29 protein-coding genes and 1 riboswitch are annotated in these 26,445 nt (G+C 37.1%); of the genes, 26 read left to right on the top strand and 3 right to left on the bottom strand.

The features are described from left to right. The 3 genes from CHU_RS04840 to CHU_RS04830 are packed head-to-tail and all read left to right on the top strand — an operon-like array spanning nucleotide 1 to nucleotide 3,357. Nucleotides 1–405: a MaoC family dehydratase gene (locus CHU_RS04840; RefSeq protein ID WP_011584386.1), complete on the top strand. Its 405-nt coding sequence runs from the start codon at nucleotides 1–3 to the stop codon at nucleotides 403–405. Continuing rightward, the gene (locus tag CHU_RS04835; RefSeq protein WP_011584385.1) at nucleotides 402–1,274 is read left to right on the top strand and encodes a bestrophin family protein; all 873 of its coding nucleotides are present in this window, start codon (nucleotides 402–404) and stop codon (nucleotides 1,272–1,274) included. The genes CHU_RS04840 and CHU_RS04835 overlap by 4 nt, the downstream gene beginning before the upstream one ends. Then, on the top strand, nucleotides 1,267–3,357 hold the full coding sequence (locus CHU_RS04830; protein ID WP_011584384.1) for a sensor histidine kinase: 2,091 nt from the start codon (nucleotides 1,267–1,269) through the stop codon (nucleotides 3,355–3,357). The genes CHU_RS04835 and CHU_RS04830 overlap by 8 nt, the downstream gene beginning before the upstream one ends. 94 nt (nucleotides 3,358–3,451) lie before the next feature. On the opposite strand, the gene CHU_RS04825 is transcribed toward CHU_RS04830, so the two are convergent. Next, complete coding sequence (locus CHU_RS04825) at nucleotides 3,452–4,756, bottom strand: pyridoxal phosphate-dependent aminotransferase (RefSeq protein ID WP_011584383.1); 1,305 nt, start codon at nucleotides 4,754–4,756, stop codon at nucleotides 3,452–3,454. Nucleotides 4,757–5,028: 272 nt separating this feature from the next. Beyond that, nucleotides 5,029–5,128: riboswitch (SAM riboswitch) on the top strand. Nucleotides 5,129–5,208: 80 nt separating this feature from the next. On the opposite strand from CHU_RS04825, the gene CHU_RS04820 reads away from it, so the two are divergent. The 3 genes from CHU_RS04820 (at nucleotide 5,209) to CHU_RS04810 (ending at nucleotide 6,801) form a co-directional block, all read left to right on the top strand. Continuing rightward, complete coding sequence (locus CHU_RS04820; RefSeq protein ID WP_238379346.1) at nucleotides 5,209–5,493, top strand: hypothetical protein; 285 nt, start codon at nucleotides 5,209–5,211, stop codon at nucleotides 5,491–5,493. 100 nt (nucleotides 5,494–5,593) lie between these two features. Then, entirely contained in the window at nucleotides 5,594–6,385 is a 792-nt protein-coding gene (locus CHU_RS04815; protein ID WP_011584381.1) for a PhzF family phenazine biosynthesis protein, read from the top strand. Between the two features lie 110 nt (nucleotides 6,386–6,495). Then, the gene (locus CHU_RS04810) at nucleotides 6,496–6,801 is read left to right on the top strand and encodes a hypothetical protein (protein ID WP_041932199.1); all 306 of its coding nucleotides are present in this window, start codon (nucleotides 6,496–6,498) and stop codon (nucleotides 6,799–6,801) included. 66 nt (nucleotides 6,802–6,867) lie between these two features. Here CHU_RS04810 and CHU_RS04805 read toward each other — a convergent pair whose 3' ends face one another. Continuing rightward, nucleotides 6,868–8,184 (bottom strand): ABC1 kinase family protein, encoded by a 1,317-nt coding sequence (locus tag CHU_RS04805; protein ID WP_011584379.1) that lies wholly within the window; start codon nucleotides 8,182–8,184, stop codon nucleotides 6,868–6,870. 177 nt (nucleotides 8,185–8,361) lie between these two features. Next, nucleotides 8,362–9,039 carry a TetR family transcriptional regulator C-terminal domain-containing protein gene (locus tag CHU_RS04800; protein WP_011584378.1) on the bottom strand — a complete coding sequence of 226 codons (678 nt, stop codon included), beginning with the start codon at nucleotides 9,037–9,039 and terminating at the stop codon, nucleotides 8,362–8,364. A 140-nt stretch (nucleotides 9,040–9,179) separates the two neighbouring features. On the opposite strand from CHU_RS04800, the gene CHU_RS04795 reads away from it, so the two are divergent. The 20 genes from CHU_RS04795 (at nucleotide 9,180) to CHU_RS04695 (ending at nucleotide 26,398) form a co-directional block, all read left to right on the top strand. Beyond that, the gene (locus CHU_RS04795; RefSeq protein ID WP_011584377.1) at nucleotides 9,180–9,890 is read left to right on the top strand and encodes a hypothetical protein; all 711 of its coding nucleotides are present in this window, start codon (nucleotides 9,180–9,182) and stop codon (nucleotides 9,888–9,890) included. 36 nt (nucleotides 9,891–9,926) lie between these two features. Beyond that, complete coding sequence (locus CHU_RS04790; RefSeq protein ID WP_011584376.1) at nucleotides 9,927–10,619, top strand: hypothetical protein; 693 nt, start codon at nucleotides 9,927–9,929, stop codon at nucleotides 10,617–10,619. Between the two features lie 30 nt (nucleotides 10,620–10,649). Next, nucleotides 10,650–11,396, top strand: a complete 747-nt coding sequence (locus tag CHU_RS04785) for a hypothetical protein (protein WP_011584375.1) — start codon at nucleotides 10,650–10,652, stop codon at nucleotides 11,394–11,396. A 5-nt stretch (nucleotides 11,397–11,401) separates the two neighbouring features. Further along, nucleotides 11,402–11,611 carry a hypothetical protein gene (locus CHU_RS04780; RefSeq protein WP_041932198.1) on the top strand — a complete coding sequence of 70 codons (210 nt, stop codon included), beginning with the start codon at nucleotides 11,402–11,404 and terminating at the stop codon, nucleotides 11,609–11,611. 64 nt (nucleotides 11,612–11,675) lie between these two features. Next, entirely contained in the window at nucleotides 11,676–12,557 is an 882-nt protein-coding gene (locus CHU_RS04775; protein ID WP_143144088.1) for a glycoside hydrolase family 16 protein, read from the top strand. Nucleotides 12,558–12,617: 60 nt separating this feature from the next. Next, the gene (locus CHU_RS04770; protein ID WP_041932197.1) at nucleotides 12,618–15,173 is read left to right on the top strand and encodes a CARDB domain-containing protein; all 2,556 of its coding nucleotides are present in this window, start codon (nucleotides 12,618–12,620) and stop codon (nucleotides 15,171–15,173) included. Between the two features lie 405 nt (nucleotides 15,174–15,578). Further along, nucleotides 15,579–16,046 carry an Lrp/AsnC ligand binding domain-containing protein gene (locus CHU_RS04765; RefSeq protein WP_011584371.1) on the top strand — a complete coding sequence of 156 codons (468 nt, stop codon included), beginning with the start codon at nucleotides 15,579–15,581 and terminating at the stop codon, nucleotides 16,044–16,046. Between the two features lie 243 nt (nucleotides 16,047–16,289). Continuing rightward, nucleotides 16,290–17,735, top strand: a complete 1,446-nt coding sequence (gene sufB, locus CHU_RS04760) for a Fe-S cluster assembly protein SufB (RefSeq protein ID WP_011584370.1) — start codon at nucleotides 16,290–16,292, stop codon at nucleotides 17,733–17,735. Between the two features lie 165 nt (nucleotides 17,736–17,900). Continuing rightward, the gene (gene sufC, locus CHU_RS04755) at nucleotides 17,901–18,662 is read left to right on the top strand and encodes a Fe-S cluster assembly ATPase SufC (protein WP_011584369.1); all 762 of its coding nucleotides are present in this window, start codon (nucleotides 17,901–17,903) and stop codon (nucleotides 18,660–18,662) included. A 15-nt stretch (nucleotides 18,663–18,677) separates the two neighbouring features. Continuing rightward, nucleotides 18,678–19,955, top strand: coding sequence for a Fe-S cluster assembly protein SufD (gene sufD / locus CHU_RS04750; RefSeq protein ID WP_011584368.1), 1,278 nt, complete (start codon nucleotides 18,678–18,680; stop codon nucleotides 19,953–19,955). A gap of 159 nt (nucleotides 19,956–20,114) precedes the next feature. Next, nucleotides 20,115–21,374, top strand: a complete 1,260-nt coding sequence (locus tag CHU_RS04745) for an aminotransferase class V-fold PLP-dependent enzyme (protein ID WP_011584367.1) — start codon at nucleotides 20,115–20,117, stop codon at nucleotides 21,372–21,374. A gap of 3 nt (nucleotides 21,375–21,377) precedes the next feature. Beyond that, nucleotides 21,378–21,803: a SufE family protein gene (locus CHU_RS04740; protein ID WP_011584366.1), complete on the top strand. Its 426-nt coding sequence runs from the start codon at nucleotides 21,378–21,380 to the stop codon at nucleotides 21,801–21,803. 5 nt (nucleotides 21,804–21,808) lie between these two features. Continuing rightward, the gene (locus CHU_RS04735; RefSeq protein WP_011584365.1) at nucleotides 21,809–22,135 is read left to right on the top strand and encodes an SUF system Fe-S cluster assembly protein; all 327 of its coding nucleotides are present in this window, start codon (nucleotides 21,809–21,811) and stop codon (nucleotides 22,133–22,135) included. A 156-nt stretch (nucleotides 22,136–22,291) separates the two neighbouring features. Continuing rightward, complete coding sequence (locus CHU_RS04730; RefSeq protein WP_011584364.1) at nucleotides 22,292–22,699, top strand: BrxA/BrxB family bacilliredoxin; 408 nt, start codon at nucleotides 22,292–22,294, stop codon at nucleotides 22,697–22,699. A 113-nt stretch (nucleotides 22,700–22,812) separates the two neighbouring features. Further along, entirely contained in the window at nucleotides 22,813–23,355 is a 543-nt protein-coding gene (locus tag CHU_RS04725; protein WP_011584363.1) for a hypothetical protein, read from the top strand. Between the two features lie 209 nt (nucleotides 23,356–23,564). Next, nucleotides 23,565–24,155, top strand: a complete 591-nt coding sequence (locus CHU_RS04720; protein ID WP_011584362.1) for a 2OG-Fe(II) oxygenase — start codon at nucleotides 23,565–23,567, stop codon at nucleotides 24,153–24,155. Nucleotides 24,156–24,266: 111 nt separating this feature from the next. Continuing rightward, nucleotides 24,267–24,689 (top strand): 3-hydroxyacyl-ACP dehydratase FabZ family protein, encoded by a 423-nt coding sequence (locus tag CHU_RS04715; protein WP_011584361.1) that lies wholly within the window; start codon nucleotides 24,267–24,269, stop codon nucleotides 24,687–24,689. A gap of 214 nt (nucleotides 24,690–24,903) precedes the next feature. After that, the gene (locus CHU_RS04705) at nucleotides 24,904–25,398 is read left to right on the top strand and encodes a hypothetical protein (RefSeq protein WP_011584359.1); all 495 of its coding nucleotides are present in this window, start codon (nucleotides 24,904–24,906) and stop codon (nucleotides 25,396–25,398) included. Nucleotides 25,399–25,419: 21 nt separating this feature from the next. Then, a complete protein-coding gene (locus CHU_RS04700) occupies nucleotides 25,420–26,073 on the top strand; it encodes an SIMPL domain-containing protein (protein WP_011584358.1) in 654 nt (217 codons plus the stop codon). 115 nt (nucleotides 26,074–26,188) lie between these two features. Next, a complete protein-coding gene (locus tag CHU_RS04695; RefSeq protein WP_041932196.1) occupies nucleotides 26,189–26,398 on the top strand; it encodes a hypothetical protein in 210 nt (69 codons plus the stop codon). The last annotated feature ends 47 nt before the right edge of the window (nucleotides 26,399–26,445 follow it).

Here is a 26,445-nt window from a genome sequence, read left to right as displayed (position 1 = left end):
ATGTTAAAAGCCGGAGATTCATATTCAGAAGTATTCTCTTATACACAAGAGCAGGTAAGTATATTTGCAGAGCTTTCAGGTGATAAAAATCCTTTGCATTTAGATGCTGAATATGCCGCCACTACCATGTTTAAAAAGCCGATTATTCATGGAATTTTAGGAGCAAGTATCCTGTCTAAAATTTTAGGCATGCACTTTCCGGGTGAAGGCACTGTTTATTTAAAGCAGGAAATTGATTTTAAACGTCCCATGTATGTGGATGTTCAATACGAAGCACAGCTTAAGGTTGTTGAAACCAATACAGATAAACATACGGCTATTATTGAAACAAAAATAGTAGACAAAGAATCGGGCAAGGTTAATGTACTGGGCAATGCTCATATCATGCACAAAGAAAAAATATGAAATTAGACAAAGAGTCTTTAAAACTTGCCCTTGTTTTTAAAGGTGCCATTGTAAAAAGATTATTGCCGGGAATGGCTGTATTAACAACCATTACACTTTTTTTAATCTATTTACACAACCACAACGAAGAGTATCAGAAATTAAATATGACAATAAGTGGTGCGCTGCCCGGTTACATGGGTGCGGCACTTGGTCTCTTACTGGTATTCAGGAACTCCACGGCTTACGATAAATGGTGGGAAGCGCGTAAAGAAATCGGTGCGCTTGTTAATACCTCCAGAAATTTAGCAATCACGCTAAACGGTCTTCTACCCTTTAACACACCTGAAAGAAAAGAGGTAACAAATCTTCTTATCTCTTTTGTATTTCACCTGAAATCACATTTAAGAAACGAAACAGAAAAAATAACCCTTGATGTACTCTTACCCGAAGACAGACTTCTGATTGAAAATGCCAAACACAAACCCGTTGTACTGGCAAACATCATGACAAATAAAATTGAAAATGTCTGGAAACGGAATTTAATATCAGACATTCAGCAAAGCTTATTAATTGAAAAAATACACGCACTGATTGACATTCTGGGCAAATGTGAACGCATCAAAAATACACCCATACCCATGGCTTATATGTATTTATTGAAATTTTTAATTAATTTATATGTGATCATTCTTCCGTTCAGCTTAGTAAATGACATCGGCTGGTTATGTATTCCGCTTGTAATTCTTTTGTATTATATTTTAATGAGTATTGTAATCACCGCAGAAGAAATCGAAGAACCTTTTGGCTATGATCTCAATGACCTGGAAATGGATAAGATTGCACTGAATATCAAAAATAATATTGATGAAATCGTAACACATGACTAAACCCGCTTCATATAGAGCTGCATTTTTTAAGTCAACATTCGTTCTCTTTTCTGTTTTTTTTATTTACCTGTCTACAATCTGCAGCTTCGCTGATACAACCTCTGCATGGGAGTTTGCAATAACTCCCATGCCCATAAACAATAAACAATCGGGCGGTAAATTTACCTATATCTATACAGCCTCTGCTGCAATAACGCCCGATAGCGCCTTAAAACTGGCCAAGCAGGCTTTTTTCAAAAAAAACCACACCCTAATATATTCCAGTGTCAGTACAGTTGAAAAGCCTGTATGGGTATATTTTAAAACCGACACCTTTCTATCTTCTGAAACACATTTACTGATTCTTGAAAACTGTAACTTCCATTCCATTACACTCTATAAATATGCGCATGACTCATTAAAACGTATTGCGCAAAAAGGTATGAGTGTACCTTACCCATCCGATAATTTATTTCCGGAACAAACATCTTTCGTTGTTGAACCTAACACGATTTATTTCCTTGAATCCATTGATATATATAACACGGTACTTCCTGTTTATATCCGGACAAATACGATAAACATCCACACTTCTGTTTTTAAAAATTATTTCAATGGTTTCTATTGGGGTGTTATTGCTGTAATGGGCATGGTAGCCTTATTTTTCTTCATCCGGTCTAAAGAAAGAGCGTTCATTTATTACTCCCTTTTTTTATTCGGAACTATTGCCTTGAACCTGTGTCTGGAGGGATACTTCTTTGCGTATTTCTGGCCCGGGCATCCTCAGATAAACATGTATAAAATTGCTATCTATGCCTTAAGTGCGGTAACAACACCATTATTTGTCTACCATTTTTTAGACATCAAATCGTATTACCCCGGCATTAAATTTGTCTTTCTGATACTTACCTCCATATTCATATTGATCGCCGTGATGAGTTTTGCCGGCTGGCATGCACAGGCTTTATATACATTACAAATGACTGCTTTTTTACAGATCATCATTTATATTTTATATGGTCTTGGTATCCGGCGAAAAGGTAATGCAAATGCGTCATACTTCATATGGGCGTGGTCACTGTATCTATGTTCCATTATGTTTGCTGTCCTGTCATCTTTAAACATTATTCCGAGCACTGCTTTTGTGAATAATTATGTACAGGTCGGTACGCTGATTCAGGGTGGAATCTTTTCACTGATCATGGCCGGTAAATACCAGCAGTATAAACTGAAACATATTCAATCGCAGCAAAAAATGATTGAAGTATTAAAAGAACGTGAGCTCCTGTTAACGAATCAGAATGACACCCTTGAAACTACTGTATATAACCGTACGGAGGAGTTAAAGCGATCAAATAGTGAACTTAATAATCTGAATGAAAAGCTGAATGAACTGGTTTCTCAAAAAACGTGGGAGCTGCAAAAATCAATCGAAGAGATAAACAATACCAACAATCAGCTGCAGCAGTTCAATTATATTACTTCCCATAATTTACGCGGGCCAATCTCAACACTAAAAGGATTATTTGAATTATATAATCAGGAAACGAACCTTTCAGACAAGCATATCTATGTTGACAAAAGCCTTATTGTTATCAATAGAATGGATGAAATTTTACGGGATTTAAATAAAATTCTATCAAATAAAAACACGGAAAAAATAAAAGAGCTGATTGACTTTGATACGATTATTGCAAACAATTTAAAGCAGCTTGATATTAAGAGAAAGAGTGTAAATATTTATATTAATCCCGCCCTTGAAATAACAGGTATTAAGTCTTTTTATGAAAGTATTTTTTACAATCTGTTTTCCAATGCACAAAAATACAAGCACCCGGAAAGATTGTTGCGAATAGACATTCAAATAACGTCGGCAGCTGCAAACTCTTTTACCATCCATATCTCCGACAACGGAATCGGAATGGATGTATCAAAAGTGGGTGATAAATTATTCGGTTTTTATAAACGCTTCCATGTACATGTGGAAGGAAAAGGTTTAGGCCTGTATATTACAAAAAGTCAGGTGGAAATGCTTGGAGGCACAATCCGTGCGGAAAGCGAACTGCATGTAGGCACAACATTTATTATTGAAATACCTTGTTAGATATATACTGCATTTTATATAAAAAATAGCCCATGACTTAAGTCATGGGCTATTTTTTATATAAAATGCATACCGTTTCTTTATCGGTACAGTTTTAGCTTTTCAAATACAATCTAATAGCGTCCCGAATACTTGTAAATGTCTGTTCAAGTAATTCTTCATTCTCTTCCAGCAATGTTACTCTAAAGCCTTTCAGATCCGAACAGAACGAAGAGATCGGAACCACACAAATACCTTTAGCTGCAAGCAGGTAATATACAAAACGTTTATCCAGATCTACATTCGGCTCACTAATCCACTTCTCTACCAACGCCTTGTTTGCAGCGTTCTCAATAGGCAACGTCTGTTTATCATTCAACACACCATCTTTAAATACAATCGTATTATAAAACGCGCCGTATGTTTCATTAAACATCAGCTCAGGAATCTGCCCAAGTATACCCGCTATAATCTTGCTGCGTTTACCGATCTTGCTGTTCAGCTCTTCCCGATAAGGCAGGTAACGCGGATCAGACATGATCACCGGAATAGCCAGCTGCGGAAGCGTTGTAGAACATACTTCAATCATCTTGGCATTATCCAGTGCAGAACAGAATTTATCAAAATCCTGATCTTTTCCACGGTTATAATATTCCATCCACCCGCAACGTGAGCCCGGCCATGGAAATTCTTTTGAAATACCTTTCATTGCAATACCCGGCACATCTTCAATAACTTCGGCTAAAGAATAGGCACGGGCACCGTTATAGGTAATGTTCAGATAAATTTCATCGCTCAGCAAAAACAGATTAAACTCCCGTGCTATTTCAACGATACGTTTCAATGTTTCCAGCGGATAAACCATCCCCGTAGGGTTATCGGGATTAATAATCAGAATACCGATAATGTTCGGATTGTATTTTACTTTATTATACAGATCATCCAGATCCGGATACCAATGATTATTCGGATCTAATTTATACGTGATCGGATCCTGACTTGCGTGCGCTGCTTCAGCAGAAGAGTGCGTAGAATATGCCGGAGATGGCCCGATTACACGGGAACTGCGGCTGATGAACTGATACACTTTTGCAATCGCATCACCCAGACCATTGAAAAATAAAATATCATCGGCCGTTATTTGAGCACCTGCTTTTTTATTATTTAACTCCGCTAAAAATTGACGCGTTTTTAGAATTCCTTTGGAAGGAGAATAACTATAGCTTTTATTATCTAAGGTCAAATTAGAAATAGTTTCTCTGATCCATTGCGGAACGACATTGTTTTTTTGAATAGGATCTCCAATATTTTCAAACACGATTGACTGACCATTCTTATTGATCAGATCAGCCTTTTTTACAATCTCCCTGATTTCGTAGCTGAGCTCCTTTGCTCCATCACTTAATATCTTATTCCTCATTCTAATTTGATTAAAATCCTGCTAATTTAAGAACACTTTATGGGATTGCGTATAGTTTAGCCTTGAAAGTGTAAAGAAAGTTTATTCTGCACGTTGATCATTCTGCAGGCATTCATTTCACCTCTGTAATCACTTTCCAAATATTGCAATTGCAACTAAACAAAAACAGAATATTATTCTGAATAAATTAATAATTTAAATTATTTCAGAATAATATTTGCAATTTATAATATTTAAACTACATTTGTATCACCTACCCAATTGAGGGTCGTGTATTATACAGAACGAAGGGAGAGATTAGGCTCTATGAACTTCTGGCAACCTGCCCACCAAAGCAAGGTGCTAATTCCTACCCATGTGGAACTATAAAAAGTACGACTATGAAAACAAGAAACTGCTGTTAATTCAATCTGCTTTCTTTGAAAGTAACACCGACTGAAATCATAGATTTAATGTCGCCTCTAAATCATTTCATCAACACTCAATTGCTTACTACCATGACAACTACGATTCAATATAAAACATTGACATTTGCTCAAAATACATTCCGTAATACTGAAACGTTTTCAAAAGCGGAATCTGTTTATACACCAAATGCATTTGACGAAGACCTTTCAAATCTGATTAAACCTGCAACAACACTGGCAGACATCCAGCAGACAATCTATGAAGAAAAAATTATCTGGTCTTTAAAAAAATCGAATCCATTATATAGTTCTGTTTTATTTCTGAACTAATTCAAGTGTAATGCAAAACGTGTACTGCATGCACATCACATACAGTACACGTTTCAAATCCGTTATAAATTCATCCAACACCCGCACCTGATTCGTCAACATGTCTTTACCGATCTATATTGTTAATGCCTTTTCGTTTGGACCATTTACCGGAAACCCTGCTGCTGTCTGCCCGCTTGAATCGTGGCCGGCAGACGGTTTACTGCAATCCGTTGCAGCGCAGAATAACCTTTCAGAAACGGCATTCTTTGTAAAAGATCAGGATACATATACGATCCGCTGGTTTACGCCGCAGGTAGAAGTACCGCTTTGCGGGCATGCAACATTAGCAGCTGCACATATATTATTTAATGAATTAAACTATCCGAAAAATGAGATCCGCTTTCGTTCAAAGAGCGGCGAACTAAAGGTTATTAAAGAAAAAGACATTCTCGTATTAAATTTCCCTTCAGATACATTTAAAGAATTGCCGGCTTCAAAAACATATGGTTCAGACCTCGGACTTAACCCTGTTGCCGTTGCTACGGGCAAAAGTTTCATTTTAATTGAGGTAGCAACAGAACAGGAAGTTATAGAAGCTAACCCCGACCTCCAGGTATTAAAAAAATTAGATGCTGCTATAGGTGTAATCATTACAGCAAAAGGAAATACAGCCGATTTCGTGTCACGGTTTTTCGCACCGCAATCCGGCATAGATGAAGACCCTGTTACAGGATCAGCACATTGTTTGCTGATCCCGTACTGGGCGCAAAAACTAAATAAAGACAATCTGTTTGCCAAACAACTCTCTAAACGAGGCGGTATCCTGCATTGTACCTACGGCGGAACCCGGGTATTTATCGGCGGCAAAGCAGAACTTTATTCCAAAGGGGTAATTAATTATGAGTTATAAATTATGAATTATGAATGAAAAAAAAATAACTTACTTCAATAGACGTAAATTTCAGAATTTATTCCTGCGAGAAATTCATAATTTATAACTCATAATTGATAATTAAAAAAGTGTCTGCTTCTCTCGACGACATGCCTGCTTACGAACATTTTCAGGATGAACTGGATCTTGAATTACTTCGTTATGCAAAAATTCATAAACGCAGCAATACAGTTATTGAAAATGAATTTATTCAATTCATCTGCTTTTCCTTATTTTTATCAAAGCCTGCTGAAATCACACCTGAAATTCTACAGCATTTTTCAAATGAACATGGTGCGTGCAAAGATACCATTACAGCCTATCTACAGTTTATGAATGACGATAAAAATTCGTTCTTAAAAAATTCATTTACTGGATTGCTTGCTGCTATCTAAGACAAAAAAATAAGTCCCGCTTCATTAACGGGACTTATTACTATTAAATATTGTTTACTTTTTCAGTTATACCTCTATCGCTACTTCACCATAAGACTTTGTACGCACATTTGCACCCAATTGATTCAGTAAATTATACAAACCGAAATAAGTACGATTAATATAAATACCATGCCGCGAACCACGTGCCTGGCGGGCATCTTTAATTTCTTTTACGTTGCTGATGTGCTCTCCAAAATCATAAATTCTTTTGAAATAGGAATCATCACTGAAGTCGAATGTTTCGCTGTAGAACGGCAAGCCAAGCAAATGCGTCATCTCACAGAATAAATCAAAAAATATTTCACGCTGCAAAGCAGTATCTTCCGCATCAAAGAAATTCAATCGTTCAAAGGTTTTCAGTAATTCCGTTTTATCTTCTATTACTTCTTTATTCAGCAGTTTAAAATATTCGGTATAAAATTCTTCGGGAATTTCTTTTACACATCCAAAGTCAATAACGCCAAGTGAACCATTGCTGCGCATCAGAAAATTCCCCGGATGCGGGTCTGCGTGTACCGTACGTAACTGATGCATTTGGAAATCATAGAAATCCCACAACAGCTGCCCTATTTGATTCCGGATTTCCTGCGAAGGATTTGTTGCCAGAAACTCTTTCATATGTAACCCTTCCAGCCAATCCATAGTAAGGATACGTTTGCTTGAATATTCGGGGTAATATGCAGGAAAGACTAAACCTGTAATGTGTGCGCATTGCGTTGAAATTTCGTTCGACCGTCTCAACTCAAGTTCGTAATCCGTCTCCTCAATCAGTTTAGATTCTACTTCATCCATATACATGTCCAGATCCTTCTCCTTCATGTTCATTAATCGAAGAGCGAATGGCTTTACCAACTTCAGATCAGATGAAACGCTTTCGGCTACACCGGGATATTGAATTTTAACGGCGAAAACTTTACCATCTTTGGTTGCTTTATGAACCTGTCCGATGGATGCTGCATTAGAAGCATTACGTTCAAAGGTATCAAACATCGACTCAGGCGACTTGCCAAAATATTTCTGAAAGGTTTTAACTACTAATGGATATGACAAAGGCGGTGCACTGTACTGTGCCATTGTGAATTTATCAACATATGCCTGAGGAAGCATATTCTTATCCTGACTCAGCATCTGTGCTACTTTCAGCGCACTGCCTTTAAGCTGACTAAGCGTTTCATATACATCTTTCGAATTATCTTCATGCAGCTGTTCCTTTGTCAACTCCGGATTGAAAGCCTTCTTCGCATAATGCTTGATATAATTCCCTCCTATCTTTGCTCCTGTCTGTACAAATTTGGTTGCACGTTCAACTTTACTGGTAGGAATATTATTTTGCTCTTTCATAATTGGGATTAGGATTTATTGGATTAATCAGTAATTGGGATTATCCTGAGCTGTCTATTTTTTGCTTCAGATGAAATTCATTTGATCAGGAATAAATTAATTATTCTGCTGACATATAATATGTCAATTGTAATTCACTTAATTTTTTAATCCTAAAATTCATGAAGTCAATAAAACTCAATTATACTTCTGAAACAGGAACTTTCCAAAGTCAACAACAGAGTCCAATACCGAATTACCCATCAGATCAAAGGAAAGATTTACTGCTTTTTCAATGGCTGCGTCTGTACGTTCAAAGCCACGGCTCTCATCGTCCATCCAGAATTTCAACACAAACATCAGCTGCATCCATACAAGTTTATCGTAGTTATCTGACAAATACGGACGTTTCACCACTTCATTCTTATCAATGCCTTCATTGATAAGACTCTTTGCATACGCAAGAAACGGCTCTCTGAACGCCTTGATTGGCGAGTTCATCCAGTTATCCGGACGTAAGCTCAATTTAGACGTATGCACAATATAGCTGCGGTAATTTTTCAATACTTCGATCCAGGTGTAATAGAAGGAAAGCAGTTTTTCCCTTGCAGAATACGACTCGTATACTTCTTCACTTTTGAGCTTGGAAAGAGTTTCTTCAAAGATACCCATCCAGACATCTTTCTCTAAGGCCTGAAAAGAATTGTAGTGCTCATAAAATTCTGATTCCCTTCTGTTCAATGTTTTCATGAATTGAAAAACAGATTGCGGAAGTTTACCATTCATCAAAACATATTCGATAAATGTATCACGAAGCTCTTTGGCAGAAATAGCTTCGGAAGTGTGTTGCTGAGATTCTTCGATGTAATGTTCCATAATGTTCAAACAATTGATGTGCGGGGAAGGTTCTGATTAACTCGTATAATTTCAGCATTTATCCACTGAAAGTCAATTAATTCGAAAAAGAAGTTACTATCCTGCCCCAAAATCGTATATATGGCTTTAAAAGCATCAAAATGATCCGTTATAAAGACATACACATCCCCAAACCTTGCTCTGTGAACTATGATGCGCTGCCCGGCGATGAAATGAAACGCCTTTGCAGTAATTGTAAAGAGCATGTATATGATTTCAGAGGGAAGAATGAAGCGTATTTAAATAAGGTATTCAACACTCACGGAAAAGTGTGTGGCGTGTATTATGAAGATCAAATACAAAAACCAAGCATACGTATAGAACGTCCATTTTATTATACACTCGTAACAAAAGCTGTAAGTATAGCTCTTTTCGTCAAAACTTTTTTAACTAGTCATCATACAGATGCTTCAACTACATATTACCCACCTGTACATTACGAACAGCAGGATAGTATAGCTGCAATCAAAGCACAGTTTAAAAACAAGCCAAAAAAATACAACTCGTATACCATCAGTATTTATATTAACACTGTCTTATACAAAAAGAACATATCTGTATATGATGGTTATTTGTTTATGCCCGATGCAACATCTCCGGATGACAGCATTAAAATTATAGTACACAAAAAGAAAGCCCTGCGATATCACAATGTATCGCACTCTATAAAACACAAAGAGTATTTATTTACATTTAAAGAAGCAGATAAAATTGTTGTTGAAATAGATTATAAATTTCATTTTACATTGATCAAAAAAAGACAGATCAGAGGCAAACGCAGAAGTGTTGTGGGAGATTATAGAGATTATTAAAAATTGCTGCATAAACTAAATTACATATACAATTTTATGATCCGTTTCAAAGACATACAAATCCCAAAACCTTGCTCTGTGGAGTATGATATGCTGCCCGGAGATAATACTAAACGCTTTTGCGGCAGCTGTGAAAAATATGTATATGATTTCAGAGGAAAAAACCAGAGTTATCTGAACGATATATTTACTGCAAACGGAAACGTATGCGGCATCTATTATGAAGATCAGATTCAGAAACCATTACTAAAAATTCAACACCCTTTTTATTATTCACTAAGCAGTAAATTTTTAAGCCTGCTACTTCTGATCAAAACATTGTTCTCCGGTCAGGATACACAAGCCGCCTCTCCTTTTGTACACGTAACGGAGCAAATAAGCAGTGACAGCGGAAGTATTCGTGTAGTCTTTAAAAATCGTACTTCTGTTTCTCACAAATATGAACTCACCGTATTCATTAACAATATTCTTTATAAACATAATATAGACGCACATGAACGGTTTATATTCCTGCCGGATAATATTCAGCCTGATGATCATATTTTAGTTATTGTCTTTAAAACGAAAAATACGCACTTCTCCAGTGGACGCAAATATAAAACACATAGAAAAAAATATCGTTTTGTATATAAAGATACTCCTGAAATTATCATTAACATAAATAATCGAAAACAGGTCAGAATATTCAGAAGACGAAGAACAGCTGGTGTTCCTGGAAATTTCTGGTAAGATTTTTTGGCTAACATACGTTACACCCATATGATCCGTTTCAAAGACATACACATTCCCAAACCTTGCTCCGTTGAGTATGATACGCTGCCCGGCGATGATATTAAACGTTTTTGCGGCAGCTGTGAAAAATATGTCTATGATTTCCGGGGAAAAGATCAGGCTTATCTGAATGCTGTTTTTTCAGCAACGGGTAAGGCATGCGGCATCTATTATGCAGACCAGATACAAGCATCACCTGCACTAAAAACAAACCGCCCGTTTTATTCTTCTTTTGTATCAAAACTAATCGCCACTTCCTTATTTTTAAGAATATTCTTAACGAGTAATAATACTAAAGCTCATCGTACAGAACCGCAAACAATTGTGCAACAAACAACAGACAGCACGGAATTAAAAACCATACATACAGGCAATGACAAAGCCATGTATCGGGTTACCGTAGATATCTATAAAAACGACACGTTAGAGGAATCGTTTTTATTAGAAAATCAGAATAGTATTTATTTGCCGGATTCCATAAAACCTTTGGATAAAATTAAAGTAGTAGTATCAACAGTGCGATACAACATTCCAACTTCAAAAAACAGAACACGTTCAGGAAAATACATGTCGAATAAGACTTATTACACAACCGAACAAAAAAAGACGTATCATTTCAATTTTGCAGGTTGCAATAAGATTATAATAAAAATAAGACATACTAAATTTATTCATATCTTTCTAAAAAAACGAACGGCAATAATGGGTTTGGTTTGCCCTTCTGATTTTTGGTAATAACTATGATACGTTTCAAAGATATCCATATCCCGATCTATGTACTGTTGAATACAATATCTTACAAGGTGATGCTGTTAAGCGCTTTTGCGGCAGCTGTGAAAAATTATGTATATGATTTCAGAGGAAAAGATCAGCCTTATCTGAACACTGTATTTGCTGCAAACGGAAACGTATGCGGTATCTATTATGCAGATCAGATACAAGCATGCTGAACTTTATATAACCAGAAAAATTGCAGGCCGCATACGCACACATTTCAACTCATATTACATATCTATGAAAAAAATCTTACTTGCAGCAGGTGCAGCAATTCTTTTGCTGAATGGCTGTAAAAAAACAACTGATACACCCGCTGTTTCTAAAGCCGCAGACACACTGAATTATGACATGAACGAAACTGCAGTTATTAATGCCGGATGGAACAAAGTACTGGAAGAGTCTTTCAGTACAGATCTCAGCAATTGGAATATCTGGCAAAGCGGTGCGTATAACAACGAATATCAATACTATTCCAACCATCCAAAAAACATTCATCTTGAAAATGGCATATTAACAATTACCGCAATCAAAGAAACGGTAACCGGCAACAAAGAACCATATAGCGATTCACAAAAAACATTTGATTTCACGTCAGCGCGGATAGAATCGAAAACATCGATTTCCGCAAACACTTCAACACCTAAGATACGTCTTTCCGCACGCATCAAGCTGGCGCCGGGGTATGGCATGTGGCCTGCATTCTGGAGTTATGGTGATGCCTGGCCAACCAACGGGGAGATCGATGTAATGGAAGCAAAAGGACACTTGCCTTTTCAATATGGAACAAATTATTTTTACGGGGCAACAGCCGGTAAAAGCGACGTACCCTGGACAAGCGGCGTAGATTATACGGGAACAAAAGATCTCACCTTATATTGGCATGTATATGAAGTGATCTGGGAAGAAACAAAACTTACGTTTATGCTGGATGGAAAAATAATCCGCACCTTAACAAATGCGGCCTCTCCGGGTAACTACATTGATGAGATGTTTGGCAAAGATCAAAACATTGCTTTAAACCTTGCCGTCGGCGGAGATTATTTTAATAACCCTTCCCCTTCAACGATTGAAACAGGGAGCATGTATGTAGATTGGGTACGGGTGTTCACTGGTAATTAAATAATTTGTATAAATAACTATTGTTTTTTTGTAAACTTGTTGTCAATTACACAACCCCATATGAAATACATCTATTTACTTTTGTTTCTTTTCTGCAGTCCATTATTCGTTTTTTCTCAGAATTATTCTGACACTGACACGTCAAAGACTGTAAAGCTCTCATCAGATGCTATCTCGAGATATTATAGCTCAGGCAGAAATTTAAGAACTTCAGCTGCAAACGACATCGTACCATTGAAAATACATGTTGTTATTCCGGAAAGTTCCGCTTCATATATTGACTCCATTTCTATTATGAGAGAAATAGGAAAAGCCAATCTTGTATTCGCCTCAATAGGAATTGAATTTCAACTTTGTGGAGCTATTGATTTTATTCCAAATAACAGGTGGTTAAATCTGGATAGTTATGACGAGCAGTGGGAATTACTAGATGCCTATAACGATCCACGCACGGTGGATTTATTTATTGTTGCACAAATCAATCAGATCTCTGCCTGTGGATATGCGAGTTTGGGTTGGGATGGCGATGGATTTATTGTGATTCAAAACCCCTGTTATAATGAGGATGTGCTGCTTCATGAACTGGGGCATTATTTCAATCTGTACCATACGCATGACGATCTGTATGGAAAGGAACTTGTTAATGGTTCCAATTGCAGTACTGCGGGCGATTTTATTTGTGATACACCGGCAGATCCTAACTTATACAACATGGTATCTTCTCAGACCTGCCAATACACTTCTTCCCAAACAGATGCAAACGGTACAGTTTATCATCCCAATCCGGCGAACTTCATGTCCTATGCACCACAAAATTGCAGAAACACATTTACGCCACAGCAACTCCAGCGCATGCGTTTCTTTTACGATAACATTACAAAAAAATATTTATCCTGTTCCAGATTGCCTGACTTTATGGTAGACATCCTTCAGGATAAAGCCACACTTGACAAGGCAACTCCAACCAACGTAACGTTTGTATTATCTAATTATTCAGGGAATATCTATACAGGTCCCGTTACCTACTCCATTTCTGTGAAGAGCCTTTATGGTGATATAGTGAATTTAAAAACCGGAACAATATCAAAACGCTTTCCAATATTAAGCAGAGATACCATTTCAGTGTCTGTGGTTGTGCCTGCAAATCTGACGGATGGAAATTATACGCTTATCGTATCCGCAGATCCTGGCAAAATCCTTGCAGAAATTTTTGAAAACAACAATGAGGATGAAATGGAAGTTGGTATATACAGTCACGACTTGCAGCTGCCGGATCTAAAAATAAGTTACAAAGCTCCTGCAGATCATTTTGCCGGAACTGGTTATACAATTCTTTCAACCGTAACCAATTATGGAAATGTGACTACGTCATCGTTCTACAACATTATTTTAATATCCAGCGATACGATACCTGACATATCAGATGTGAGCAGAATATATCCTGTATCAGAACTAGCGCCTGGAACTGCCTATTCTGCACAGTTTACACTTCCGTTACCCAAAAATTTAAATGAGCCTGCGTATGTTATCATTATTGCTGATTACATGGGTGATGTAACAGAAATCAGTGAAAAGAACAATACTGCAATTATAAAAGTTAACAACCTTATACCGCCGGATAATTATGTAAAACCAGATCTTACGATTACTAATGCAAAGTTTACATTTCAAAACAACGGTACATTATCTGTTTTAGACAGACCGAGAATTCAATATAACACAACGAATATTGGGCCGGGGCTTGAAGTTGGTTCTCTTACAGGAATATACATTTCACAAGATCAGAATCTTTCAGGTGACGACATATTGATTTATACCACATTGCTTGATTATGCTCAATGTACCATTCCGCTTCAAATTCCAACAGGAAATTATTACATCCTGATTAAAGCAGATTGTAAAGATTTTATTTACGAAACAAATGAACTTAACAATGTAGCTTCCATTCCTATTCATATTAATAATACACCATTGCCGGATTTAACATACTCAAAAACCAGTCTTTCTTCATATCACTGGGATTACAATACGAACTTTGAATTTAATGCCGAAGTAAAAAATGTAGGAACAGGTAATTGTACCTGGTGGTTCTATACGCTTTATATTCAAAAAGAAAAATACAGCTACATAAACCCGTTATTTAGATATGCAGTGCCTGAGTTTTACAACTCAGCGATGCGTTCTGATTTGATTTCTGCAGGAGGAACGTACTCCATTTCGTACACAGGAAAAGTATATGAAAATACTTTTGAAGAAGGATACTATTATATAGCATCGTGTGTCACTGTTGGTGCCGGATTGGATTGGGAGGATAACAACTGTACGGTATTTGACAAACCGGTATTAATAAGTAAACAAATTGCTACATCCAACTTAGATATAAATAATAAGGACGAGCATATTTCTATTTTTCCCAATCCGGCAAACACAGAAATTTTTATTGCTACAGATCAATTATTTGATGAAATAGTAATAAGTACTATTGAAGGAGAAACGTTAAAAATAAGTGCAATGAAAAATCAACTTGATGTTTCAGATTTAAAACCCGGTATTTATCTGATCAAATTTACCTCTGATTCAAAAGTGCTGATCAAAAAGATTATTATATCTAATTAAAAGGAACATAAAAAACAATGATAGAATCAAAAATTCTATAACCGACACACGCATTGACAACAAAAAAGGCCTTGTATCTTTCGATACAAGGCCTTTTTACTTAATAGCTGTAGGAGGGGGATTCGAACCAACCCACGGAGCAATTAGCCATAATGCATAACAATAAGTGGTCAACCCTAGCTTTGGTGCTTTACACTACGTTTATTTTGAACTCTCCACCCCCGAGACAGGAGGGCATGTCTGCCAATTTCAACACCCTACAGTATAATTGTCCGACTGACAACAATACAAAAGTAATAGATTGCTTCTTTTATTGCAAATATTATCAGTAAATATTTTAATATTTGCCATTTTATCAATAAATTAGATATAAAATTACTATTTTAATAATTTACATCTGAAAATATGGCCCTTCATTCCGAAATTGATAGTGTTGATTTAAAAATTCTGACTGAATTGATTGAAGACGCTTCCCTTCCCTACACAGAAATCGCAAAAAAGATTGGTGTATCCGGAGGAACCATACACGTCCGGATGAAAAAGATGGAAGATCTGGGTATTGTTAAAGGCTCTCATCTGGAAATCAATTATACACGGCTGGGGTATGACATCACGGCATTTCTTGGCATTTACCTGGATAAGAGTGAATTCTATGATAAAGCAGTAGATGACCTGCGTAAAATACCCGAAGTAGTAAATGTGCATTACACAACCGGGAACTATAGCATGTTCGTGAAAATAATCTGTCGAGATACACAGCATTTGCGGGAAGTCTTACACGATAAAATCCAAAAAGTGTATGGGATTCAGCGTACTGAAACCAGCATCTCACTGGAAGAGTCGATTAATAGAACACTTGTATTAGAGCATTAACGGCAATCATCAGGTTTGACAGGTTAAATATCCTGTTAAATATTTGTCGTCTTGGCACTTAGTACTAAGTACTTAGTACTTTTTTCGATAAGTTAAACAGTCTGAAAAACCAGCAAACGAGGTTAAAGATGTACCTAATCCCTCTAAATTTCAATAAATATTGTACCTAAAAGAACTCATTGTTACCAAATTTGTTCTACTTTTGTAATATGTTGGAATTAGTCTAAACTAATAAAGAAACACATGAGCGATAGTAATAAAATACTGGAAGAAATAACTTCATCGGAATACAAATGGGGATTTGTTACAGACATTGATAACGATTCTTTACCAAAAGGTTTAAATGAAGATACAGTACGTTACATATCCGCGAAGAAAAATGAACCTGAGTGGTTACTTGAGTGGCGGTTGGATGCTTTTCGTAAATGGTTAAAAATGGAAGAGCCCACATGGCCGAATGTAAAATATCCTAAAATAGATTTTCAGGACATCATTTATTATTCTGCACCAAAGCCTAAAGTTACATTGAACAGTCTGGATGAAATTGATCCGGAACTACGTGCAACGTTCGAGAAGCTTGGTATTTCGTTGGATGAACAAAAACGTATGACAGGCGTTGCGGTTGATGCTGTTATTGACAGTGTATCGATCACAACTACTTTCAAAGGAAAATTGTCGGAGCTTGGAATTATTTTCTGCTCTATGAGTGAAGCGGTTCAGGAACACCCTGAATTGGTTCGTAAATATTTAGGCAGCGTTGTTCCGGTAACGGACAACTACTATGCTGCGTTAAACTCTGCTGTATTCAGTGATGGTTCGTTCTGCTACATTCCGAAAGGTGTTCGCAGTCCGATGGAACTATCTACCTACTTCCGTATCAACGCTGCCAATACAGGTCAGTTTGAGCGCACGTTGCTTATTGCAGACGAAGGTGCTTATGTGAGTTACCTGGAAGGGTGTACAGCACCCGTGCGTGATGAAAATCAATTGCACGCTGCCGTTGTAGAACTTGTTGCCATGGAAAAAGCAGAGATCAAATACTCTACTGTTCAGAACTGGTATCCGGGTGATAAAAACGGCAAAGGGGGTATTTATAACTTTGTAACAAAACGTGGTATCTGCGCAGGCGACTACGCTAAGATTTCATGGACACAGGTAGAAACAGGTTCTGCTGTTACCTGGAAATATCCAAGCTGTATTCTTAAAGGTGATCATTCTATCGGTGAATTCTATTCTGTTGCAGTTACAAATAATTACCAGCAGGCAGATACAGGAACAAAAATGATTCACATTGGCAAAAACACCAAGAGCCGAATTGTATCGAAAGGTATTTCTGCCGGCCATAGCCATAATAGTTACCGGGGATTAGTAAAAGTTATGAAACGTGCAGAAGGCGCGCGTAACTACTCGCAGTGTGATTCCCTGTTGATGGGCGATCAGTGCGGTGCGCACACCTTCCCTTATATTGAAGTTGAAAACAATACGTCTACCGTTGAACATGAAGCAACTACTTCGAAGATCGGGGAAGACCAGATATTCTATTGCAACCAACGCGGTATTGATACAGAAAAAGCAGTAGCCTTGATTGTTAATGGATATTGCAAAGAAGTATTAAACCAGTTACCAATGGAGTTTGCGGTTGAAGCACAAAAGCTTCTTGCGATCTCATTGGAAGGAAGTGTAGGATAAACGCCGAAGGCGAAACGCTTAAAGCCTAAAGCTTTTTCGTTTCGCAATCAAACATTAGCTATTAATTTACATCCATTATTTAATAGCAGAACTTAAGAATTCAATCATACAATAAAATAATGAACAGCCTTAGGCTTTAAGCCTTTTGCCTTCAGCAAAAAAAATATGTTATCAATTAAAAATCTACACGCCCGCATTGAAGAAAAAGAAATCCTTCGTGGTATCAACCTTGAAGTGAAAGCGGGTGAAGTGCATGCTATAATGGGACCAAACGGTTCCGGTAAAAGTACGCTTGCTTCTGTTTTAGCAGGCCGTTCAGATTATGAAGTTACAAGCGGAAGCGTTACACTAAACGGCAAAGATCTATTGGATTTATCTCCTGAAGATCGTGCACGTGAAGGTGTGTTTCTTGCTTTTCAATACCCGATTGAGATTCCAGGTGTAAGCACTATCAATTTCATGAAAACGGCGGTAAACGAAATTCGTGAGTACCGTGGTCAGGAAACAATGGATGCTGTTTCTTTCTTGAAACTGATGAAAGAAAAAATGAAACTGGTTGAAATCGATGAATCGTTATTAAAACGTGCCTTGAACGAAGGGTTCTCAGGCGGTGAAAAGAAACGTAACGAGATCTTCCAGATGGCTATGCTTGAACCATCTTTAGCGATACTGGATGAAACCGATTCGGGTTTGGATATTGATGCCTTACGTATTGTTGCAAATGGCGTTAACAAATTAAAAACTCCAAACAATGCAACAATCGTTGTAACGCACTATCAGCGTTTACTTGACTACATCGTGCCTGATTTTGTTCACGTATTATACAAAGGACGTATTGTTAAATCCGGCACGAAGGAATTAGCATTGGAATTAGAAGAAAAAGGCTACGACTGGATCAAAGCTGAAGCAGATGCACAAACGGTTTAATACCGCATTTACACAATGACTACAGAATTAAAAGAATCGCTGATACAGCATTTTAATACGCTTGAAAAAACGCCGTCATCATCTCTATTAGTTGATACGCGTAAAGAAGCAATCAGTGCTTTCCAGGAATTGGGCTTCCCGACTACAAAGCACGAGGAATGGAAATACACGAATTTAAAAAACACCATTGCCAAAACGTATGCAATTGAATCTGCAGCAACATTTTCTGCAGACGACATCAAAGCGCTAACAGCATTACCGATTGACTGCTACAAAGTAATTTTCGTAAATGGCATCTTCTCTCCTGCTCTATCTTCGATAGATGCTTCAGGTGTAACAATTGAGCCTTTCCAAACAAGCAATCAGGAAGTAGTAAAAAACTATTTCGGAAAAAACCTTCCATACAATGACAGTATGGTTGCATTGAATGTTGCCTTTGCTACTGACGGAACATTGATTCACGTAAAAGCAAAACAACACATTACAAAACCAATTGTCTGCTTTTATTTATCAGACGTTCGTTCAGCAAATGTATTTGCGCAGCCAAGTGTTTTAATTGTTGTAGAAGAAGCGGCATCCGCAACGGTTGTTGAACTGAACCGCAGCTTAGGTAAAAATACTGCTTTCACGAATGCGTTTACGCATGCAATCCTGAAAAAAGAAGCATACCTGGAACAATACAAAATTCAAAACGATATTGATAACAGCAACTTCATTCACAATTCACAAATTGTACATGAAGGAAAAAGTAATTCGTATACAACCACCATTACATTAAATGGAGGTTTGGTTCGAAATAACTTAAATATCACATTGGGTGCTGAATACTGCGAAGCGTATTTAAATGGCTTATACCTTGAAAAAGGTGCACAGCATGTAGACAACCACACGCTTGTAGACCATGCGATGCCGCATTGCTACAGCAATGAGCTGTACAAAGGCATTCTGGACGGAAAATCTACGGGTGTATTCAATGGTAAGATCTGGGTGCGTAAAGACGCTCAGAAAACAAATGCATTCCAATCGAATAAAAACATATTACTTTCTAAAGAAGCTTCTGTACATACAAAGCCGCAATTAGAAATCTTTGCAGACGATGTTAAATGTTCGCACGGTGCAACAACCGGCCAATTAGATCCGGAAGCCATGTTCTACCTACGTGCACGTGGCGTAGGTGAAGATAAAGCAAAAAAAATGCTTGTACATGCCATTGCATTTGATGTATTAGATAAAGTAAAACACGACGAACTTCGTGGGTACTTAGAGCAAGAAATTGAAGAAAGATTAAAATAGTACTGAGTACATAGTACAAAATGTTCTTATAAAGATTCTGTTTCAAACGGGATCTTTATTTTATTTATAAATGTTAAGGTAAGCAACTGTGCTTATTATTTACTTAGTACTAAGTTCCGCCGCGGCGGACCGACTCTGTACTACATACGCCGTACTCCAATGATTGACACCATCAATACCGACCTTATAACCGCCGATGGAACATTAAACATCGACCGTATCCGGGAAGACTTCCCGATCTTACATCAAGAGGTGAATGGTAAGCCTTTGGTGTATTTTGACAATGCTGCTACTACACAAAAACCCATACAAGTTGTCGAAGCACTTACGGCGTATTATTTAAACGACAACGCGAATATTCACCGTGGTATTCATACCCTTGCCGAACGTGCTACTGCTGCTTTTGAAGCGTCTCGTGATGCAGTAAAAACATCCATCAATGCCAAGGAACGTGAAGAAGTAATTTTCACGCGCGGCACAACCGAAGGAATCAACCTGGTTGCTTCAACCTGGGGATTGGCTAATCTTAAAGCCGGTGACGAGATTGTTGTTTCAGCAATGGAACACCATTCAAACATGGTACCCTGGCACATGCTTGCACAACGCACCAAAGCGGTTGTTAAAATATTACCGATGAATGATGCAGGTGAATTGCTTGTCGAAGCATTCGATACAATCATTACATCCAAAACCAAAATGCTTGCCTGTACACATGTTTCCAATACGCTTGGAAGCATCAATCCTATAAAAGAACTGATTGCTAAAGCACATGCTGTTGGCGCGATTACCTTGATTGACGGTGCTCAGGCGGTTTCTCACTTAGATATTGACGTACAGGATCTGGATGCAGATTTCTATGCATTCTCTGCGCATAAATTATACGGACCTACCGGTGTAGGTATCTTATATGGTAAACGTGCGATCCTTGAAGCTATGCCTCCATATCAGGGCGGCGGCGAAATGATCAGCGAAGTAACGTATGAGAGCTGCACCTACAATGAGCTTCCCTATAAGTTTGAAGCAGGTACGCCAAACATCGCGGATGTGATAGCTTTGAAAGCTGCTATTGATTACATAAATTCTATTGGCAAGGCTGCTATTCGTTCATACGAACATGAACTGCTTGATTATGCAGTCTCAAAATTGAAGGATATCGAAGGTATCCGTTTGATCGGAACAGCAAAAGATAAAGTGAGTGTGCAGTCGTTTGTATTTTCAGACATACACCACCAGGATTTAGGAATTATATTAGATCAAGAAGGTGTTGCGATCCGTACCGGTCACCATTGTACACAACCGTTAATGGGAAGATTGGGCGTTACGGGAACTTCTCGCGCCTCTTTTGCATTTTATAATACAAAGGAAGAAATCGACCAATTCATTGCTGCCATTTACAAGGCAATAAAATTATTCAGATAATACATGGCAACAATTAACGAAATTCAGGATCAGATCATTGAAGACTTTGGTTTGTTTGATGAGTGGGATGAAAAATACGCATACATCATTGACCTTGGGAAAAAACTCCCGGGCATTGATCCGAAATATAAAGTTGAGGAAAATATCATTAAAGGTTGCCAGTCGTTGGTTTGGATGACGAGCAATTATAAAGATGGCAAAGTTAACTACGAAGGCGAAAGTGATGCTATCATTGTAAAAGGTTTGGTTGCACTCCTATTAAAAGTATTAAGCGGACAACCTGCTGAAGATATTGCTAAAAGTGATATGTATTTTATACATAAAATCGGCATGGAGCAGCACTTGTCTATGACACGCTCAAACGGATTAGCCTCAATGGTAAAACAAATGAAAATGCATGCAATCGCTTACCAAAGCAAAACGGTATAATAACTATGAGTGAAGTAGAAATAGATCAGGCAGAATTAAAGAATAAAGCGTTAGAAGCAATTCAAACAGTTTATGATCCGGAGATCCCTGTAAATATATTTGAACTGGGTTTAATATACGAAGTAAGCGTATTCCCTGTCAACAATATATTTGTACAGATGACCTTGACTTCACCGAACTGCCCGGCAGCACAATCGATGCCGGCTGAAGTTGAAAACAAGATCAAAGCAATTGAAGGTGTCAACGAAGTTACTGTAGAAATCACGTTTGATCCGACCTGGAGCCAGGAAATGATGAGCGATGCAGCGAAGCTGGAGTTAGGATTTATGTAGAAAGGCGGAACGCCTAAAGCTAAAAGCTGAAGGCTTATCGTTTCTTAATTCATATCTCATCTCTACTCATTAATAAAACTTAATTAAAGTAAGATAAATAAATAATCGAAAGGAAAAGCATTAGGCCTTAAGCCTTCTGCATTAATCGTTAAACATATGTATCCGGAACAATTAGTAGCCCCAATGAAAGCAGAACTTGCCAATGCAGGTTTCACTGAATTAACAACTCCCGAAGCTGTTGAAGCTTTTATGAAAAAGCCAGGCACATCTATGATTGTAATTAACTCTGTATGTGGTTGCGCTGCAGGTACTGCAAGACCAGGTGTTCGCAAATCACTTGAACATTCTAAATTACCCGCACATCTGGGAACTGTATTTGCTGGCGTAGATAAAGAAGCTGTAAACAAAGCACGTGAATATACGTTGCCTTACCCTCCATCTTCTCCTGCTATTGCCGTATTTAAAGATGGCAATCTGGTACATTTTGTAGAACGCCACCACATTGAAGGTCGCTCTGCAGATATGATCGCAACACACCTTAAAATGGTTTACGACGAATTATAGTATTCAGCCCGTATTTAATTATACTTTTAGAAGCCACACAATGTGGCTTCTGCTGTTTTATATGATTTTCAATGGATAATGTTTATTTTAGATAAACGCTAAACACTTATGCCATGAATAAAACACTTACCTGCCTTTTAGCTGTTTGCTTTTTTTGTGCAAGCGCCTTCACAACTAAAATACCGGTCGCGCCATCACCAGGTGAAATTGCACGGACTGTGTTTAAATCGCTGACAACATCCAGTTCAGCAGCATTTGCATCAACGTATGATATTGATGTGCCGGATCTGGAATGGTATAAGAAAAAAATACAGGCCGACTCGCTGATCGCTCCGGAGACAAAAGAAGAATTTGTGGAAGAATTTACATCATTCATGCATAAAGCCAATACAGCGCTTCCTGACGATTTCAATTCCAAATGGCTTTCCTTCTTAACTGCAAATGGTATAAAAAAAGAAGATGTAACCTATATCGACAGCTATTACACACTTACAAACAAAAAATTAGCCATACCCGCTTTAGGCATCGAAATCAAGTTTAAATACAAGGATTCTTACTATTATGTCGAGCTAAGCTTGCTTGAGATCAATGGCAAATGGAAAGGTGTATACATTACAAAAACAGATTTGTGTGACAAATACTTCGATGGATATTAAAATAAAAACACATGATACCAATCACATGTCGCTATGCACCACTTAATATACTGCATAGCGACATATCAGAAATAATAACATACCTTTAGTTATCTGAGCACCCAACCGATTGTTATTCTCCCCAAGGTTACTAAACAGATTTGGGCAATACACGCATATACCATATGATTTATCAGGCATATGTGTTTAACCCTTATCTTTAAAACCGGATGGAATCGTCGTTTGAAACGTTAATCAATAGCTATATTGAAACAAGAGTTGGTATTGCCGAAGATTTTTTAAGCAATACATTATCCCTGCATCTTAGAAATCATTTATTAAAGATACACGCAGATAATCTGATGCATGCAGCCGGAACAGGAAATTCCGGCAATATTGTACCGGATAAAAAAGTGCGCGGAGATTCCATCTACTGGCTTGACCGCAGTTATAACAACATCCATGAAAATGATTTTTTAGATCAGATGGAAGCCTTTATATCTTATCTCAATAAGAATTGTTATACAGGAATTAAAGCGTACGAATTCCATTATACCATATACGAACAAGGAGCCTTTTACAAAAGACACATTGATCAGTTTCAAAATGATTCCAACAGAGCATTTTCAATTGTTAGTTACCTGAATACGGATTGGATTGAAACAGACGGCGGAGAATTATGTATTCATCATACCGCTGCGGAACAACGTATCTCTCCTACTAACGGGAAAACGGTATTTTTCAAAAGCAATGAAATTGAACATGAAGTTTTACCCACACAGGCAAACAGATTAAGCATTACAGGCTGGTTAAAAATATAATATTCCGGTTGCTTTTAAATACGCTATTCCAATAAATTTCCCTCATTTTAAAACCCGAAAAAATATAGTATTTTACATGCGTTAATATGACAGATGTAACATTAAATCTATATGCATACAAATAAAGAATCGATTGAAAACTTACTCCCCCACCGAAGTCCGTTTTTATTTGTCGATGAAATACTTTCGGTAACTGAAGATGAGATTATTGGATACAAAACGTTCGGAGAAGAATGTTCGTGGTTATCTGGAATTTTCCCGGAACACAATATTATTCCCGGAACAATATTAATAGAATCACTGGCACAATGCGGAGGTGCAGGTATGAGACTCTTAAAAGATACAAATGGACTTTTTGGTTTAGCCAGTATTGAATCAGCTACGTTTCTTAAAGCAGCAACATTTCATACCCCGATTAAATATGTAATTAAAAACATCCGGCTTAGTGATAAGCTTGTAAAACAATCAGGCATTGCATTTATAAATGATGAAGCATTGCTGGAAGCAACGTGGGTATGTGTCCGGATTAGCTAATAGTACTGTTTCACTTTATGCTGAAATCAACTGTGATTAAACTTTTCTTTGGAATTGTAAGCCTTTCATTCATTAGTTGCGGACTATTTTTATCTGTTGCAATTTTAATGTATGCAACTAAAGAACAAGACTATAATGCACGTTATGTTTTATTCTTTACCGTTAGCCTTATTATTTGGGGTATATATATCCTGATTAAAACTTTTAAAAAGCAATGATTAAAATAAAAGCCCCATTCGATGTTAAAACAATCCTGAATCTTTTAAAAAGCCATTCTCACCCTCAGGATGATTCATGGAATACAGAAGAGTTCGACATAAAACATGCTACAGAGAAAACCTATATCTGCGAGATAAAAGGAAATACATTTAAATTACGTGCCAGAAAAACAAATCAACGGAGGCAATCCAGGCCTATTGGATACGGGAAATTTGTAAAAGTCAATAAAGACATCACGATACAAATTACCGTCATTCCTCATATCGGCAGTATTATAATCTGGTTATTTTTCATCCTCTTACCGCTGGCATTTCTTATATCAGCAATCGCTTCCGGAGATATACTTGCAACGATCGCTGCATTATTGATCGTATCACTACTCTGTGCTTTTTTCATTCTAACATTAAAATATGACACACACGATATGGAATTGTTTGTAAAAAAAGCATTATCTAAAAATGCAAATAACCAATTACCAGTAAAAAATTAATATTTTCTTCCACTTCCATCTATGAAAAAAGCGCTCTTTGTTCTTACATTATTTATTTCTTATTCGTGTTTTGCACAACTTCAAAACATTCCGCTTGTAACAGTTGAAGCAGAATCTGTTGTAAAAGTAAAACCTGACCATGTTATAATAGGCGTTAAACTGAATAAAAAAATTCAGATCACAAATGCGACATTTGAAATATTCAGGGAAATTGATTCGCAATTTAAAATATTCGGACTGGATGATAAATTTATCTATCAAAGTTATATTCAGGCAGATTCGTCGGTTTATATAAAAGAAATCTTTTTAACCCTTATGGATATTAATTCATTAGACAAAACGCTTCTTGAACTATATAAGCTTGGATACAAACAATATATTTATCTGGATTACAGAGTTCAAAATTTAATTTCCTATAAAAATCAAGCCCGGAAAGAAGCTATGACAGTAGCAAAAAACAAAGCTGTTTTATTAGCAGGCGAATTAAACCAAACAATCGGCAAAGCACATAAAATTGAAGAAATCAATCAGGAAAGTTATAATTGGTATAATATTCATGACATGGACAATCTGGAAAACATCCCTTACAAATCAGGTTCCGATTTTTATACTATTGAACCGGGTTATATAACGATTATATCCCGAGTACGGGTAAGTTTTGATCTGATAAAATAATGATCGCATTTTTAATTTGTAAAATAGCATGTTATGCTTTCATAAAAATGAATCCTGTATATGCCATTGTTGACATAAATAAACAATATATTCATCTAAACTATCCAGCAGAGCTATGAAAAAAATGCATAAACTTTTAAAAGAAATTAATGAAATCACATTAAAGATGGAAGAGCAGTATCCCGAACTGTATGAACATCTGGATGAAAACCCACTGACAATTCCCATCAATCCGCACCCGCATCTGGACACAAACGTGTTTTCAGATTACCTGGAATCATTAAAGACATTGCTGCAAAATCACATCGATAAACATTTGAAATAATTCATCACGTTATTTAACAGATACGTTTCAAATCGATATTCACTTAA

The sequence above is a fragment of the Cytophaga hutchinsonii ATCC 33406 genome, assembly GCF_000014145.1.
In the GTDB taxonomy this organism is placed as follows: domain Bacteria; phylum Bacteroidota; class Bacteroidia; order Cytophagales; family Cytophagaceae; genus Cytophaga; species Cytophaga hutchinsonii.
Note: the sequence above shows the minus strand (reverse complement) of the source record. Positions and strands in the feature narration are given on the sequence as shown.

Bases quoted from the DNA above. Each gene is read 5' to 3' on its own strand.
- CHU_RS04840 (WP_011584386.1), top strand. From the start codon at position 1: ATGTTAAAAGCCGGAGATTCATATTCAGAAGTATTCTCTTATACACAA.
- CHU_RS04835 (WP_011584385.1), top strand. From the start codon at position 402: ATGAAATTAGACAAAGAGTCTTTAAAACTTGCCCTTGTTTTTAAAGGT.
- CHU_RS04830 (WP_011584384.1), top strand. From the start codon at position 1,267: ATGACTAAACCCGCTTCATATAGAGCTGCATTTTTTAAGTCAACATTC.
- CHU_RS04825 (WP_011584383.1), bottom strand. From the start codon at position 4,756: ATGAGGAATAAGATATTAAGTGATGGAGCAAAGGAGCTCAGCTACGAA.
- CHU_RS04820 (WP_238379346.1), top strand. From the start codon at position 5,209: ATGTCGCCTCTAAATCATTTCATCAACACTCAATTGCTTACTACCATG.
- CHU_RS04815 (WP_011584381.1), top strand. From the start codon at position 5,594: ATGTCTTTACCGATCTATATTGTTAATGCCTTTTCGTTTGGACCATTT.
- CHU_RS04805 (WP_011584379.1), bottom strand. From the start codon at position 8,184: ATGAAAGAGCAAAATAATATTCCTACCAGTAAAGTTGAACGTGCAACC.
- CHU_RS04800 (WP_011584378.1), bottom strand. From the start codon at position 9,039: ATGGAACATTACATCGAAGAATCTCAGCAACACACTTCCGAAGCTATT.
- CHU_RS04795 (WP_011584377.1), top strand. From the start codon at position 9,180: ATGATCCGTTATAAAGACATACACATCCCCAAACCTTGCTCTGTGAAC.
- CHU_RS04790 (WP_011584376.1), top strand. From the start codon at position 9,927: ATGATCCGTTTCAAAGACATACAAATCCCAAAACCTTGCTCTGTGGAG.
- CHU_RS04785 (WP_011584375.1), top strand. From the start codon at position 10,650: ATGATCCGTTTCAAAGACATACACATTCCCAAACCTTGCTCCGTTGAG.
- CHU_RS04780 (WP_041932198.1), top strand. From the start codon at position 11,402: ATGATACGTTTCAAAGATATCCATATCCCGATCTATGTACTGTTGAAT.
- CHU_RS04775 (WP_143144088.1), top strand. From the start codon at position 11,676: ATGAAAAAAATCTTACTTGCAGCAGGTGCAGCAATTCTTTTGCTGAAT.
- CHU_RS04770 (WP_041932197.1), top strand. From the start codon at position 12,618: ATGAAATACATCTATTTACTTTTGTTTCTTTTCTGCAGTCCATTATTC.
- CHU_RS04765 (WP_011584371.1), top strand. From the start codon at position 15,579: ATGGCCCTTCATTCCGAAATTGATAGTGTTGATTTAAAAATTCTGACT.
- sufB (WP_011584370.1), top strand. From the start codon at position 16,290: ATGAGCGATAGTAATAAAATACTGGAAGAAATAACTTCATCGGAATAC.
- sufC (WP_011584369.1), top strand. From the start codon at position 17,901: ATGTTATCAATTAAAAATCTACACGCCCGCATTGAAGAAAAAGAAATC.
- sufD (WP_011584368.1), top strand. From the start codon at position 18,678: ATGACTACAGAATTAAAAGAATCGCTGATACAGCATTTTAATACGCTT.
- CHU_RS04745 (WP_011584367.1), top strand. From the start codon at position 20,115: ATGATTGACACCATCAATACCGACCTTATAACCGCCGATGGAACATTA.
- CHU_RS04740 (WP_011584366.1), top strand. From the start codon at position 21,378: ATGGCAACAATTAACGAAATTCAGGATCAGATCATTGAAGACTTTGGT.
- CHU_RS04735 (WP_011584365.1), top strand. From the start codon at position 21,809: ATGAGTGAAGTAGAAATAGATCAGGCAGAATTAAAGAATAAAGCGTTA.
- CHU_RS04730 (WP_011584364.1), top strand. From the start codon at position 22,292: ATGTATCCGGAACAATTAGTAGCCCCAATGAAAGCAGAACTTGCCAAT.
- CHU_RS04725 (WP_011584363.1), top strand. From the start codon at position 22,813: ATGAATAAAACACTTACCTGCCTTTTAGCTGTTTGCTTTTTTTGTGCA.
- CHU_RS04720 (WP_011584362.1), top strand. From the start codon at position 23,565: ATGGAATCGTCGTTTGAAACGTTAATCAATAGCTATATTGAAACAAGA.
- CHU_RS04715 (WP_011584361.1), top strand. From the start codon at position 24,267: ATGCATACAAATAAAGAATCGATTGAAAACTTACTCCCCCACCGAAGT.
- CHU_RS04705 (WP_011584359.1), top strand. From the start codon at position 24,904: ATGATTAAAATAAAAGCCCCATTCGATGTTAAAACAATCCTGAATCTT.
- CHU_RS04700 (WP_011584358.1), top strand. From the start codon at position 25,420: ATGAAAAAAGCGCTCTTTGTTCTTACATTATTTATTTCTTATTCGTGT.
- CHU_RS04695 (WP_041932196.1), top strand. From the start codon at position 26,189: ATGAAAAAAATGCATAAACTTTTAAAAGAAATTAATGAAATCACATTA.